Annotated in this window: 10 protein-coding genes; all 10 read left to right on the top strand. The window is 39.1% G+C overall.

Annotated features, from left to right (window positions below; all coding sequences use genetic code 11):
- The first annotated feature begins 798 nt into the window (after positions 1-798).
- The 10 genes from AACU32_RS21885 (at position 799) to AACU32_RS21840 (ending at position 15,841) form a co-directional block, all read left to right on the top strand.
- Positions 799-1,134, top strand: coding sequence for a hypothetical protein (locus AACU32_RS21885; protein WP_339378157.1), 336 nt, complete (start codon positions 799-801; stop codon positions 1,132-1,134).
- An 895-nt stretch (positions 1,135-2,029) separates the two neighbouring features.
- Positions 2,030-2,296: a hypothetical protein gene (locus AACU32_RS21880; RefSeq protein WP_096603210.1), complete on the top strand. Its 267-nt coding sequence runs from the start codon at positions 2,030-2,032 to the stop codon at positions 2,294-2,296.
- 610 nt (positions 2,297-2,906) lie between these two features.
- Positions 2,907-3,206 (top strand): hypothetical protein, encoded by a 300-nt coding sequence (locus AACU32_RS21875; protein ID WP_096603209.1) that lies wholly within the window; start codon positions 2,907-2,909, stop codon positions 3,204-3,206.
- A gap of 598 nt (positions 3,207-3,804) precedes the next feature.
- Positions 3,805-4,104, top strand: coding sequence for a hypothetical protein (locus AACU32_RS21870; protein WP_096603207.1), 300 nt, complete (start codon positions 3,805-3,807; stop codon positions 4,102-4,104).
- Positions 4,105-4,442: 338 nt separating this feature from the next.
- Positions 4,443-5,261, top strand: coding sequence for a calcium-binding protein (locus tag AACU32_RS21865; protein WP_096603206.1), 819 nt, complete (start codon positions 4,443-4,445; stop codon positions 5,259-5,261).
- A 297-nt stretch (positions 5,262-5,558) separates the two neighbouring features.
- Positions 5,559-8,012 (top strand): tetratricopeptide repeat protein, encoded by a 2,454-nt coding sequence (locus AACU32_RS21860; RefSeq protein ID WP_096603204.1) that lies wholly within the window; start codon positions 5,559-5,561, stop codon positions 8,010-8,012.
- 1,675 nt (positions 8,013-9,687) lie between these two features.
- The gene (locus AACU32_RS21855) at positions 9,688-11,607 is read left to right on the top strand and encodes a tetratricopeptide repeat protein (RefSeq protein WP_096603201.1); all 1,920 of its coding nucleotides are present in this window, start codon (positions 9,688-9,690) and stop codon (positions 11,605-11,607) included.
- 41 nt (positions 11,608-11,648) lie between these two features.
- A complete protein-coding gene (locus AACU32_RS21850) occupies positions 11,649-13,520 on the top strand; it encodes a glycosyltransferase family A protein (protein ID WP_096603200.1) in 1,872 nt (623 codons plus the stop codon).
- 11 nt (positions 13,521-13,531) lie between these two features.
- Complete coding sequence (locus tag AACU32_RS21845; RefSeq protein WP_096603198.1) at positions 13,532-14,560, top strand: NAD-dependent epimerase/dehydratase family protein; 1,029 nt, start codon at positions 13,532-13,534, stop codon at positions 14,558-14,560.
- A gap of 36 nt (positions 14,561-14,596) precedes the next feature.
- Entirely contained in the window at positions 14,597-15,841 is a 1,245-nt protein-coding gene (locus AACU32_RS21840; protein ID WP_096603197.1) for a class I SAM-dependent methyltransferase, read from the top strand.
- Positions 15,842-15,926 lie beyond the last annotated feature (85 nt).

Below are 15,926 nucleotides of genomic sequence, written 5' to 3'. Positions count from 1 at the left end.
TAAATAATTTTGTAGTCAGGACTTGAGTGCTTATTTTCAGCACCCTCCCCTGCGAACTACGTATCCATAATAATTAATGTGATGGACTATTAGTGCAATAAGGCAAAAGTCAAGAGAAAGAATACTTATGGTACACACGTTTTACTGCACTGCGCTGCGCGTCTGTGTTTTCGGGGTTTAGCATAGTGCTTTACCGCGATCGCTGACAAAAACTCCACCCACAAATCGGAGTTTTTTACCAATTTTAGCTAGTAGCTTGATTTCCACTGCTATGTAATATTAACGCTAACGTATAATTCTTAATTCTTAATTCTTATATTGTCACATATATTATCAGATATTGTAAATAAGCGGTTAATTAGCGCTTGATTGATGCACCTGCTATTTTTTCCAAAAATTAGCCAAAATGGCTTTAATTTTTCGATTAAATTAGGTAGACTCTTAAAGGTTTGATGAACTTAGATAAAAGTAAAATCGCGAAATGTTGACAAACCATATCAAAATTTAAAACTGGAAATTTTCCTTAAATATGGCGTAAATTTTTTACTTAAAAAGAAAAATAAGTAGGCTTGAATCTGCTTTTTTAACTAGCAAGTTTGTCATCAAGCTTGCTGCATAAGAGCCGGAAAAAAATAAACATCCAGTTAGCTGAATATTGTCTAATTTTTTAATTACCTTGCAGCGATAGTTTGGTGCCTCTACCATCATTTTTTGAACCAACTAGGTAGTTCCTGAATTTATAAATATTAAAGTCAGAATTCATATAGATGCTCAACAATGCATAAATTGGAGAATTTAATGAGCATGAAGATTTACGATTTAGACCATTTAGAGCCTATTTCTGACGATGACACTGTTATCGGGGGTGGCGATCTCAATGTCACTGCTAGTCTGAACCAGAACCGTAGTATTTCTGTAAGTGCTATGAGTTTGAGTAACTATAATACAGGCAAGACTGCTAGCTCCAGCCCAGGAATTGGTACAGCGATCGGGAATTGGCGTTTAAATTGGGCTAAGGCGATACCGTTAGTTACTCCATCTGCGGTTAAAGGTATTAGTAAACTTCTCGCAGTTGCATCATCAATATTAAAACCCAAGGTACTAATACCTTTGCGAGGAGTAGGTAATTCTTAATACCCTGTCAGCCTCCGCACTAGCCTAAAAGAAGCTGCTCAGGCTATACCTGCATCTACGTAATTCCTAATTAGGTAGAACTTACGCAAAATGTGACCAAAAACCTGATTTTTGCGTAGCTTTCATTCATGTATATGCGTACTGCGTTGGGCGAAGCCCTTATATCTGGGTAGCAAAACTCTTTCCCTTGAAGAGGTTCCTATTCCCCTTGGGCTTCGCCTTCCCTAAGGGGACTAAATTAAACCTAACGAACGCATTACCGGGTTTCGACTCCTCTCAACCCTCTTCTTGTCAAGCTATCGAGCATTGAGCGTTCGCGTAGCGTCTCCCCTTGGGAGAAGTCGAAATGCGTCTTCTAAATAATTGTGTCTACCTACTTATAAACGCTACTTTCGTTGTGTTGTGCGTAAGTCCTGTTAAATTTTCGCTTGTTGTTTCAGAAATTGTTAATGGGTGGTTTATTGACGCGCCCACTGTACTTGGATGAAAACTTTTCCAGAAAGGGATGTTTACGGCTGATGCTACCCCTATTTGTGGTTGTAATTAACTTTACCAACTCTTTACAATTCACCATTCGCCTTTACTGTGGGCATTTTGCTGAGGACTGAGATATTTATCTATAAAAATGAAGCCAAATTGGCTCCTCATCTCTAATGAAATTAGTTAAAATTTTCTCGGGTTTAATTCAAAAGAAAAAACACAGGTTTCTAAAGATTTTTTTAATTAAATCTTGATAATTTACATTCTGCATAATCATTTTTCCTTTCCCGGGTAAAAATCTATCAAAAGATAGATGCTTTTTATTTAGGATAGATAAATTTATATTCTAAATAAAATTATTAAAATTTACAATTGTCTAATATTGTTACAACCATTAATTGGAGAATTTAAAAGCATGAAAATTGCTGATTTAGAATATTTAGCCTCTATAACTGCGGAAAACAGCATCATCTTAAGCGGTGGTGTTTCAGCAGTCTCATCATCTTCGAGTTTAAGTGAAGCATCGCGATTCAGTGCCTTTTCAAATGGTAGTGGTTTTGCCTCAGCCGAAGGTAAAACCACTTATGCACGAGCTGGATCGCAAGTGATAACATCACCTTTAAAAAAAGTTCCTTATATAGCTGTTGCTTCTTCGCAAGCGCTTGCTTATGCATCTAAATAAAATTATCCAGCCACGAATTAAAGCAAATTCTCCCGATTACATTTAGTAATTTTTAGAGTTTGTTGATAGCTACACGCTTAATATTTAAGCCTAGAAAACTGATACTGTTGCGGGGAATTTGTAATTACGAATTAAAACTCAGATATTTGTTTTAATTATCCACGCCTTATTAAGCGTCAATATACATACATATAGCAGTACTGAGAACCTCAGATATCCGATTTCTTTAAGAAGTCGGGGTTTGTGTTGTTCGCAAATTATTGAGGATTGCTATATACATATTATTGATATAACGCCAGGGAAAAACAACACCTAGTTGAAAACATAAAACTGGGTGTGTTTTCATTTCAAATTATTACCCAATATGATTAGGATAACTGTATGTTGGTTTCAGCGTGTAAAAACTCAACAAAGTCCCGAAAATGTAGGGTTTCAATCATTAATCCCTCTTGCACAATTTCCAGTTTTTGACTCTAAATGAATTAAGCAGCCAAATTGGCTAGAAAATTCTAAAATCCAGCCAAATTGGCTATACAAGCAGAATTTACTTAGCTATATTTATATGAACAACTCAAACAGAGTTGATACAAACAAAACCAGGAGAAAAGCAATGATTATTAACGACCTAAACTACTTTGAAGATGCATCTGAAGAAGTAATTGGTGGCGACGGATTCGCTACCAACGTAGCCTTTAACCTCAACAAAAACGTTAAGCAAACCATTGTCGAAACCACCTACAAGAGCTTTGCTGTGAACACAGGCGGTTTAGCTGGTAACTTGGCTGAAGTATCTGGTTCTGCTGATGCTTCTGGCGGACAAAAGAACATCGCTCAAATCGTATTTGTTACTCAAACCACAGCCAATTCAGCTAACGCTTTAGTTAACTCTACTTCTTACAGCGGAAAGTAAGTTTCCGGTAGTTCGACATGGTCGAAATTGGAACTTAAATCGCCAACTTTTCAAAATTTGATAAAAATTGGTGAAAGCTTTTAAAAGCTTTCACCAATTAATTATTTAGTTAAAGAAAGGTTGGTAATAACATGTAAGTAACTTTTTTATAGCCTAATTCATAGATAGCAGTATACCTGCCTCCTGCCCTCTGCTTTTATTCTGTCAATATACATACAATTGATATAACGCTTTTAAGAAATAACACCCAGTTGAAAACATAAAACTGGGTGTGTTTTTATTTCCGATTATTACCCAATACGCTTGGTGTTAAGGATCATTGTAGGTTAGAGAGCCACTTCCATGAGCAAGTTTCTCGACTTGACCAAGGTGGTATTTGGACGTAGTGAACCCCAACAAAGTCCCGAAAATGTTGGGTTTTGTTGCTCAATCACCCCTGAACAATTTTCGGTTTTTGACTCTAACTGAATTAATCAGCCAAATTGGCTAGGAAATTCTAAAATCCAGCCAATTTGGCTATACAAGCAGAATTGACTTAGCTATATTGATATCAACAACTCAAACAGAGTTGATACAAACAAATCTCAGGAGAAAAGCAATGATTATCAACGACCTAAACTACTTTGAAGATGCATCTGAAGAAGTAATTGGTGGCGACGGATTCGCTACCAACGTAGCCTTTAACCTCAACAAAAACGTTAAGCAAACCATTGTCGAAACCACCTACAAGAGCTTTGCTGTGAACACCGGTGGTTTAGCTGGTAACTTGGCTGAAGTATCTGGTTCTGCTGATGCTTCTGGTGGACAAAAGAACATTGCTCAAATCGTATTTGTTACTCAAACCACAGCTGGTGCTGCTAACGCTTTAGTTAACTCTACTGCTTACAGCGGAAAGTAAGTTTCTAGTTCGACATGGTCGAAATAGAAACTTAATCGCCAACTTTTCAAAATTTGATAAAAATTGCTGGGAGCTTTTTAAGAATCTTTCAGCAATAGATAATTTAGGTAAACAAAAAGTTGGTAAAAACATAAGTCACTTTTCTATAGTTCTGAACACATAAAACTATAGATGAGTGACATTTTTGCAATGTGAAAAAATCTTCAACAGGCATTACTTGAAAGCCAATGTAATTAGGCTGGGTGGAAATGCTTGTGTAAACGAAATATAGCGGTTTTCACACAAATATAACCAGTGTCAAAAAAATTGTAATTTTAAGACTATAGGAGACAAAAAATATGCCTTCTAAATTAGGAACCAATGGCAACGATAAAATCACTGTACCAGGGGGAGACAGTATTACTGTTAACTATAGTATCTTAGGTCTTAGTGGAAATGACACCATCATAGGTGGAGGTGGTAATGATAACATTTTAGGGGGTGACGGCAATGACAGCATCTCTGGGGGTAAAGGCAATGACAACCTCACCGGAGATTTCGGTAATGATACCCTCCGTGGGGGCGATGGTAATGACTTCATGGTAGGGGGTTTTGGGGATGATAGACTCTTTGGGGATAACGGCGATGACAAACTTTTTGGCGGTCTAGGCGATGATTACTTGGATGGGGGTGCAGGCAATGATCTACTCGATGCCACTGTAGGTAATGACGTCCTCTATGGGGATAGCGGCAATGACAGCCTTACTGGCGGTGATGGTGATGACCAGTTATTTGGAGGAGCGGGGAGTGACACCATAGTGGGAGCTTCCGCTGCTGCTCCGACGGGTGGGTTTGATATCTTGGTTGGTAGTGGTGTTCTCAACGATGGTAATATAGTAGGCTTGTCCCCCGATAACGCTGCCGATACATTCGTTCTGGGTAATGCTGGTGGGACGTTTTATCTAGGTGGGGAGGACGCAGACTATGCGTTTATTTTTGACTACGAGGTTGGTAAGGATATTATCCAGTTAAGTGGCGCGGCGACGTATTCATTTGGTTATAATGGTGCTGATACGTTTATTTCTGCTGCATCGCCTACTGCGGCTGGTGGTTTAGACTTAATTGGGTTTGTGCAGGGAGTCGCTCCTAATCAACTCTCGATACAAATCATCACTTAAGGATTTCTTCCTTTTCTCTTATGGACTCTGCGCCTCTGCGCTACCCTTTGAGCAGCAGCTTCGGGTAGCGTCAAAGTTAAAAAATTAACTTCGACAAAGAGTTTTAGTCATAACTGAACCGTATTGACCGCGATCGCCTAAAGAAGATTTAATAATGTGAATTAAATGAAGTCCTTGTAAGGACACGAAATTATTCAAAGTTTGTGTTTGTTTATTAACATCTCTAAACTGTGTCCTTACTAATCCACTTAATAGTGTTCGAGTGGATTAAATCTAGTGCAGATTTATGAGGTTGTTATGTCATCAGAGGCTCTATCTTTGCAATCGAATTCTCCTGTAACAGACACCAATTTGAATGCTGAAGAACATTTCAATTTAGGGAATATATTTCTAAAAGAAGGTAAGCTAGAAGCAGCAGCAGCATCTTTCCAACAGTCATTAAAAATCAGACCTGACTATGCTGAGGCTCATCATAACTTGGGCTGTGCATTGACGGGTCAACGCGACTTAGAGTCAGCTAAAAAATGCTTCCAACAGGCATTAAAAATTATGCCTGATTTTGTATATGCTTATTGGAACTTAGGAAATACATATTATGACTTAGGTGACCTAGAGGCTGCTATAGAAGCATATCAGCAAGCCTTAAAGTTTCAACCTGATTTATCTAGAGCAAAATTTGGACTTCTCATTGCTCAATTGCCAATTATTTACTCCAGTTATACAGAAATAAATACTCAGCGAAATAACTATCAAAATTACCTAGAAGAATTAGCTCAAAATTATCAAATAGCTGACAAACAAGAGTTAGAAAAATCTGTAGATACAGTAGGTTCACTACAGCCTTTTTATCTGGCTTATCAATGCTTAAATGACCGGACTTTGCAGAAAACTTATGGGGAAATGCTTGTTCATATTACGTCGAATTGTTATCCCCAATGGAGTCAAGCTATTCCTCTGCCAGATTTAAAGCCAAATCAAAAAGTTCGTATTGGTTTAGTTTCCAAATTTTTTTACAGTCATTCTAATTGGAAAATTCCCATCAAGGGTTGGATCGAAAACTTGGATAGGAGTGAATTTGAATTATTTGCATATCACACTAACTCCAAGCGAGATCATAACACTACAAGAGCCGCAAAAGAATTTGACAAATTTACTCAAGGGTCACTGTCATTTGAAGAATGGGCTGAGCTAATTTACAAAGACAATTTACACATCCTGATTTTCCCGGAATTTGGGATGGATCATATGACAGTAAGACTAGGTTGTTTAAAGCTAGCTCCTATTCAAATCACTTCTTGGGGACATCCTCAAACCAGTGGTTTACCAACCATTGATTATTACTTGAGCAGTGAATTAATGGAACCAGAAAATGCTCAAGAACACTATACAGAAAAATTAGTCAGATTACCAAATCTATCTATTCATTACACGCCTCTAGCAACTGAATATGAGGCTGTGAGCAAAAAAGATATTGGCATTGCCGATAATGAAATTATGTTATGGTGTTGCCAATCCTTATTTAAATATTTACCTCAACATGATGACGTTTTTCCCAAAATTGCTAAAGAGTTAAGCAATTGTAAGTTTGTATTTATCCAACATGATGAGAGTGAATATATTACTGAAGTATTTCGTCAGCGTTTACAGCAAATTTTTCAGGAATTTGGGCTGAATTATCAAGACTACTGTATATTTTTACCGGGCATGAGTAGCAGAAGGTTTGCTGGCACAGCTGCCATAGCAGATGTCTTTCTGGATAGCATCGGTTGGTCTGGATGTAATTCTACCTTGGAATGTATTGCCTATAACGTTCCCGTTATCACTCTACCAGGGGAATTGATGAGGGGACGACATACTCTGGCAATCTTGAAGATGATGGGTATCGAGGAAACAATTGCTTCTAGCAAGGAGGAATATGTACAATTTGCCATCCGTCTAGGGAGAGATTCTGAATATCGTCACTACATATCCGAGTTAATTTCCCAGAACAAGCATAAATTATATGGCGACTTGGAGCCAATTCGAGCCTTAGAGGAATTTTTGCTGAATGCTGTCGGCAAACCCAGGATATCTGCTATAAATAGCGTTGCGGAAACCCTGCGACTAGCAATCCAAGAACATCGAGAAAATCACTTAGAACCAGCCGAACAAGCTTACCGTCAGGTTTTGTCAATCCAGCCAGACCATCCTGATGCTTTATATGGTCTAGGTGTAATTGCACAGCAAAGGGGAGAATTGCAAGCAGCTGAGAAATTCCTCAGTACAGCTTCACAAGTTCAACCTGATTCTGTCAAAATTTGGTTTACTTTAGGAAATCTGTGTCAACTACAGGGACAGTTACCAAAAGCTGAACACGCTTACAGAAAAGCCATTGCTCTGCGACCAGATGCGGTTTCAATTTACAACAACCTGGGTTATGCTTTGCAACAACAAGGCAAATGGGAAGAAGCGATAAATTGCTATGAAAAAGCTTTACAAATACAGCCCAACTGCGTTGAAGCGGATGTAAATTTAGGTAATGCGCTTTATACCCAAGGTAAACTCTCACAAGACCAACAAGCTCATTATGCAGAATTAAATTATAAATTAGGTCTTAGTCGAAAAAAGGCAGGTGATTTACAAACTGCCAAAGTTTATTTTCAACAAGCGCTAGAACTGAATCCCAACCATAGGGAAGTTCACAGGATTTTAGAAGATATTGATGAAAGTCAGCAGAAGTTAGAGGAAACAAAAGCAGGCGCAATACTTTAACTTGTATTACAAAAACCTCACCCACCTAATCCCCCTCTCCTACAAGGAGAGGGAAGAATCAGAAAAATTACGATTTTCACTACCCCTCATTTGCAGTGGCGGGGTTGAGGGGAAGATCCGGAAGAATTTTTAATACTGGGGATTGGGGGTCAGGTTAATACATAAATCTTTGAATTCAGGTTACTTTACTAATGGGAAAGTTTCCAAGGCAAAGACAGATTTTGTATCGCTTCAAAAACTAAAAAACCATCGCTTAAATCTGGACAAGAAAATTTGCTAGTTATTAGCCATAACTTTGGCATTTATCTATTTAAAACCATAAAAAATCAAATTACTATCTATCAATAGATGAGATATTTTTATGAATTACACAGTCAAAAATATGATCGTTAATCACCAATTATGCTATATAATGAACATGGGCAATTAAAAAATTAATTGCCCAAAGTTAACAAATCTCAGAAAAAACTTTTATTTTGTTGTTGCGAGCCATCAGAGCCAGATCAATTCAGGTGATAATTGTAACGCGCATTATCCCCTGACTTATCCTTCCTCTGATTTGCTTATCTTATCCAAATAAACAACAAGTAGGTAGGACGATCGTGAATCGCTATCGAGTTGTAAATAAACGGATAGTCTCACCTGATGGAAAGACTATAGCCGAGGTTAAAAGTTTTGTCAAGGCATCTGGCGACGATCAAAGTGAGGTCAGTCAGAGCATTTCTGTCAGTATTTCCTCTGAGGGAAATGCAAGTATTTACGTAAATTCAAGTTCGATTAGTTACTCAAGCTCTACTTCTAGTAGTTGTTCACAATCCGGTTTTAGTTCGATTTCAATAGAAGAAATTTGAGCGACAGGCAATCATCACTGTTTTGTTGGCAATAGGTGATTGACAGACTTTTGTTGCCGATCGCAGCGAAGCGATCGCCCTAAATGCTGATTTAGACGACGAAAAAACACCGCTCCATCGATATCAACAGCTACTGTTGATCGGTGAATGGGCTAGTTGAAGAGTAGTCAATTTTAACGAATTACTAATTCGTAATTTTTGGGTTTAATTCCCCTGACTCTATACGTGAATTTGTTTGAGTCAGGCGATACGCCTGTCTATAGGGGCGGGTTTATTTGGATCGTCGGTACTCAACAAGGATATCGGTGAAGGTGCCCCTACATTAAAAATTACGAATTACGAATTACGAATTATTTTAACAGGGTGTTGTACTCCCAGAACAAAGCTAGTTAGAAGAGGCGATCGCTTGTTGTCAAAAACCTTGGGAAATTTATCCCAACTGCTTTAAATATCAAGTAAATTTGGATACCACTCTGTCCACATCAGGTAATTCTCATACTCTACATCGACTTGGCGGCAATTTTTAAGATTTACTAAGATTTTATAATTTATAATTCAGACTGAGTGCAGCAATTAAAATCTCAGCCAAATTGGCTAGAAAATTTTGATTTCTAGCCAATTTGACTATACAAATGGAATTTATTTAGCTAATAGTAGTAGTAGATATTTATAAAAAACCGAAGGTAAAAAAATTTACAAAGTAACTATATTAGTTATGCATCAATAAATAAAAAGTTGGGTGTGACTCCAAAATAAGCAGCTGATTTGAAGACAGCCCTGGCTTTTTATGGGTTTAGCTATTACAAATTATTAGAGAAATTTATATGGTGACGATTTCTTCTTCCTCAACTCTTCAAGTTGCTATTAAGTATCATCAAGCTAATCAATTAATCGAAGCTGAACAAAGTTACCATCAGGTGTTAGTAGAAGAACCAAACCATCCAGAAGCATTATACAGATTAGGTGTACTAGCACAGCAAAAAGGTGAGTTAGAGTCGGCAGAAAAGTTCTGGAATACTGTTGTGCAGGTGCAGCCTGACTTTGTTAAGGCTTGGTTCAGTTTAGGTAATTTGCGTTTAGCTCAACAGCAGTTTTCACAAGCAGTAACAGCATACCATCAAGCTTTAGCTCTCCGACGGGATTCAATACCAATTTGCAACAACTTGGGCTATGCGCTGCAACAACAAGGACTATTTGACGAAGCAATTAACTACTATCAAAAAGCTCTCGAATTAAAACCAGATTTTAGCGAAGCCGAAGCGAATTTGGGGAATACACTGCACGCCCAAGGTAAGCTTTCTAGCGAGCAAAAACTTCACTATGCAAAATTAAATAACAAGTTGGGTGTTGCTCATAAAAAAGCCGGAGATTTGCAGAATGCTGTTACCTACTACAGACAAGCGATCGCACTACAACCCGATTTACTAGAAGCTCATTATAACTTGGGAGTAGTGCTGCAAGAACAAGGGACATTAGAAGAGGCGATCGCTTGTTACGAAAGAGTCCAACAAATCAACCCCAACTATGGAGAAGTTTACTTTAACCTAGGTAGCATTTATCAAAAGCAAAACCAATTCCCAAAGGCGGTGGGTGCATATCGGCAAGGGTTAAGCTTAGTTAATCCCCACTATGCAAAAGCAGTGGCGGTTGATGATAGTACTTACACCCAGTTAGAACAAGCTACCCCGCCGATTACCTTTGAAGAAGTGATTGTTGGCAAAAATCGATTTCCCGCAATTTCACCAGTGTTAGCCAGTGCAGAAAATCGACCGTTTTGGACTGTTGTAGTTACTGTATATAACCGTAAAAGCTATCTGCTTGAATGTCTTGCCAGTGTACTGCGACAATGGCAGGGGGCAGAGAACATGGAAATCATCGTCATGGATGATTCTAGTTCCTCATCTCTGGCTGAGTTAGTCAATTCAATTGGGGGTGGAATAGTACGCTACTACCACAACCAGCAAAATCTTGGCTTACCAGGTAATTGGAATGCTGGAGTTGCTTTGAGTCGGGGACAGTGGATTCACTTGCTTCACGATGATGATTTGATTCTGCCTGGATTTTATGAACGATTACAGCAGAGTTTAGAAAATTGTCCAGACTCGGTGGGTGCAGCTTTTACAGGTTACGAAAATATTAACGATCGCGGTCAAGTAATTTTCACTCAAAAACTATATGGAGAGTATAGAGGCATAGCGCCAAATTGGATAGAGGGGATTGGGATAGGTAACCCATTAAATATGCCTGCGGTGGTTATTCGGCGCGCCACCCATGAAAGGCTTGGTGTTTATCATCCTGAGTTGAAATATACTCCTGACTGGGAACTCTACAAACGCATTGCGGCTACTGATGATTGGTGGTGTGAGCCGGAAGTTTTAGCACGCTACCGCGAGCATTCTCAAAATGCCACTACCGAACTTTCATTAGCAGGAAATCAAGGAAAAGATATCAGTCGGGCAATTGAAATCTCCGAAAGCTATCTGCCTGTAGAAGATGCTGCAAATATTACTGCTAAATCACGAAGTTTTTACTGGCAAAATTTCCTAGCACAAGCCACACATTTACTAAAAATTGGCAATGTTAATGCTGCTGCTGTAAAACTCCAAGAAGCCTTGATTGTAGATTCCTCGCCTGAAGCAGTGGCACAGTCATTTATTTGGTTAACCTGTGATGAAGCGGCTCCCCTCAGGGATGCGATCGCTCATAAATTAATCTCACTGCCAATTGATTTTGATAACAACTGAAAGTTAGTTAAAAAATTGCTTAATTAATCAGATAATTAAATATGGTAAACGCTTCTGAACTCCTTCAACTTGCTATTGAAAATCATCGAGCTAATCGTTTAGAGCAGGCTGAGATGATATACCATCAGGTTTTGGAAACACAGCCCGATCATCCAGAGGCATTATATAGATTAGGTACAATAGCACAACAGCGTGGTAATCTACTCCAAGCAGAGGAGTTACTCAATGCAGCATTGGCGGCGCAACCGCAATTATTTCCCGCCTGGTTTAGTTTAGGGAATTTGCAGCAAGCTCAAGGTAAATTAGCAGCAGCAGTGGTAGCTTACCAACAAGCGATCGCCCTCAAGCCAGATGCTGCTCCAATTTACAACAACCTGGGTTACACCTTCCAACAACAAGGGCAGCTAGATGAGGCAGTTAGCTGCTACCAAAAAGCCTTAGAAATTCAGCCTAACTGTACAGAAGCCGAGGTAAATTTAGGCAACATACTGCATAGCCAAGGGAAGCTTTTAGCAGAACAAAAAAGCTACTACGAGCAATTGAATCAGCAATTGGCAATGGAACGGGAAACAGCCGGAGATTGGCAAATTGCTGCCGCTTATTATCAAAAAGCTGTGGAACTCAATCCTGATAATGGCGAACTGTACCTCAAATTAGGCAGGGTTTATCAACAACAGAAGGATTTTCCGGGTGCGATCGCGGCTTATCGCCAAGGATTAAAGTTACTCAATCCTCACTATGCCCAAGCAGTAGCCGCTTATCAAGAAGCTGGCAGCCCTCAGGATATCCTTGTTACTCCACCCATACCCCACTGCGAAGTTACTGTAGGCGCTTATCAGTTTCCAGGGATACCACCTGTCACCAACCCTGAGCAACCTCGACCGTTTTGGTCTGTCGTGATTCCGGTATATAACCGTACTGATTATCTACTCGAATGTCTAGCTAGCGTTCTGGTGCAATGGCCTGGGGCAGAGCAAATGGAAATACTGGTGATGGACAATGCCAGTACCAAACCTTTATTTGATCTAGTGAATAGTTTGGGGGGAGGAGTAATTCGCTACTACCGCAATCAGCAAAATGTTGGCGCACTACCAAATCATAATGTGGGTGTTAGCGTTAGTCGGGGTGAATGGATTCATATTTTACATGATGACGATTGTGTTTTTCCAAATTTTTACGCCCGTCTCCAGCATAGTCTCGAAGATTGTCCAGATTCTGTGGGAGCAGCTTTCACAGGTTTTGAATACATCAATGAGACAGGAACAGTAGTTAACCCAGGAGAACCAGTTTCCTTGTTTGGAGAACACAAAGGCATACTTCAGAATTTTCTGCAAATAATTGGTATCACACTTCCGTTGCAGGTACCTGCGGTTGTAATTCGTCGGGTAACTTATGAACACAGAGGAGGTTATCATCCTGAATTAGTTTGCGCCCCTGAATGGGAACTATACAAGCGCATTGCTGTTGTTTATGATTGGTTGTACGAGCCAGGAAGTTTGGCATGTTACCGCTTGCATACTAACAACATGACAGATGGTCAATTAGTATCTGGGAAACTTGCCGCTTACATTCGCCAAAATATAGAAATTACTGAGAGTTATCTTCCTACTGACCTGTGTTCAGAGATTACACGTCAAGCTCGTAGCTATAACTTTAATTATTGTCTGGCAAATGCAGCAATTCCTCTCAAGGCGGGTAATTTAGCTGGAGCTTTGCTGATGCTCCAAGAAATCCTCAAAATTGATCGTTCTCCACAATCATTAGCAAAGCTCTTCTTTTGGTTAACCCAAGACGAAGCAGCCCCTTTGCGAGATGAAATTGTCTCCAAAGTATTGCTGGTAAATCATCAAGAAATTCAGCCATTAACTATTGCTACTGAACCAAAGCATCTACAACCTGCAATTACAGCCTAGGATTTGCGTATATGAAAGTACTTGTCACTGGAACTGAAGGTTATATCGGCTCATTATTAGCCCCCCTGTTACTGCAACAAGGTTATGAAGTTCTTGCTGTGGATACGGGCTTTTATAAAGTAGGCTGGTTGTACAACGGCACAGAGCTAACTGCCAAAACTTTAAACAAAGACATTCGCAATCTACAAGCTGCTGATCTCGAAGGAATAGAAGCAGTAGTTCACATGGCAGAACTCTCCAACGATCCACTAGGACAATTAGCGCCCAATATTACCTACGATATTAATCATAAAGGCTCAGTACATTTAGCAAAACTGGCTAAGGAAGCAGGAGTACGACGCTTTGTCTACACATCCTCATGCAGTGTTTATGGCTTTGCTACTGAAGATTATGTCAACGAAGAGTCTAACATCAATCCCCAAACAGCTTATGCTAAATGCAAAGCATTGGTAGAACAGGATGTAAAACTCTTAGCTGATGATAGCTTTTCTCCTACCTTTTTGCGCAATGCGACAGCTTATGGAGCCTCCCCCAGGATGCGCTTTGATATTGTCTTAAACAATCTCGCAGGTTGGGCATGGACAATTAAAGAAATTAAGATGAACAGTGATGGTACACCTTGGCGGCCTTTAGTACATCTGCTGGATATTTGTAAAGCAATTATCTGTACCTTAGAAGCTCCGCGTGATGTAATTCACAACCAAATTTTTAATGTCGGTGATACAAATAGCAACTATCAAGTTAAAGAAATTGCCCAAATAGTTGCAGATGTTTTTACAGGTTGTCAATTAAGCTTTGGCAAACATGATCCTGATAACCGTAGCTATCGGGTTTCTTTCGATAAAATTAACCAAACTTTGCCAGGATTCAAATGTGAATGGAATGCTCAACGGGGTGCGCAACAACTTTATAATGTCTTTAAGCAAATTGATATGAGTAAAGAAACATTTGAGTTTAGAGCCTTTACTCGCTTGAAACAACTTGAGTATCTCATTCGCACTCAGCAAATTGATCAAAGCTTCTTCTGGCGTACTCTTTAAGTTTAAAATTCGGTATTTAAAAAATAAATTTAAATCATGAATATTCAACACACAACTGGTAATTGTCTATTTTGTGGGAACGGATTACAGCATACCTTCGTAGATTTAGGTATGTCTCCTCCTTGCGAAAGCTATCGCAACATTAAACAGCTAAATGAAATGGAGCCTTTTTATCCATTGCATGTTTATGTTTGCGACAATTGTTTTTTAGTTCAACTCCAAGAATACATAAGTCCGGAAAATATCTTTAGCGACTACGCTTATTTTTCTTCCTACTCCGATAGCTGGTTGCAACACGCCAAAAAATATGTTGATATGGCAGTTGAGCGTTTCCAACTAAATCAGGAAAGCCAAGTCATAGAAATTGCGAGTAATGATGGTTACTTACTGCAATACTTTGTTGCCAAAGATATTCCGGCTTTGGGAATCGAACCAGCTGCAAATGTTGCTGAAGTAGCGATTAAAAAAGGGATTCCCACCGTTGTCAAATTTTTTGGACAGGAGACAGCCCAAGAACAAGTTGCTAAGGGAAAACAGGCGGATTTATTACTGGGAAATAATGTCCTTGCTCATACACCGTACCTCAATGATTTCGTTAAAGGGATGAAAATTATCCTGAAACAGCACGGTGTGATTACGATGGAATTCCCTCATCTCATGAGGTTAATAGAAGAAAATCAATTTGATACTATTTACCACGAGCATTTCTCTTATTTTTCCTTCACTACGGTAGAGAAAATTTTTGCTGCTCACGGTTTGACTATATTTGATGTCGAAGAATTATCTACTCATGGCGGTTCTTTAAGAATTTATGCCCGTCACACAGAAGACGATTCTAAACCTATTAGTCAGCAGGTTTTAGAACTGAAAGCTAGAGAAGAAGCCGCTGGTTTTACGAAATTAGAATATTATTTTGATTTTGGTGAGAAAGTTAAAGAAACCAAACGCAAGTTATTAGATTTTTTGATCAAAGTTAAGCGTGAAGGTAAAACAATTGTTGGTTATGGCGCTCCTGGTAAGGGAAATACTTTGTTAAACTACTGCGGTATTCGTACAGATTTTATTGACTATACAGTAGATCGTAGTCCCTACAAACAATGTCAATTTTTACCAGGGACTCACATTCCCATTTTTCATCCTGACAAAATTCAAGAAACTAAACCTGATTATGTGCTGATTTTACCCTGGAATCTTAAGGATGAAATTATGACACAAATTTCTTACATTCGCGATTGGGGCGGTAAGTTTGTTGTCCCTATTCCGGAAGTTAATGTTTACTAGGGGATAGGGGATAGGGGCTAGGGATGTGGGGGATAAGGGAGATGAGGGAGATAATAACAAATGACTATTGACTATTGACTATTAA

Origin of the sequence: Calothrix sp. NIES-2100 (assembly GCF_963875285.1) — a bacterium.
Taxonomy (GTDB): domain Bacteria; phylum Cyanobacteriota; class Cyanobacteriia; order Cyanobacteriales; family Nostocaceae; genus Aulosira.
This window is presented reverse-complemented; position numbering and strand designations above follow the sequence as displayed.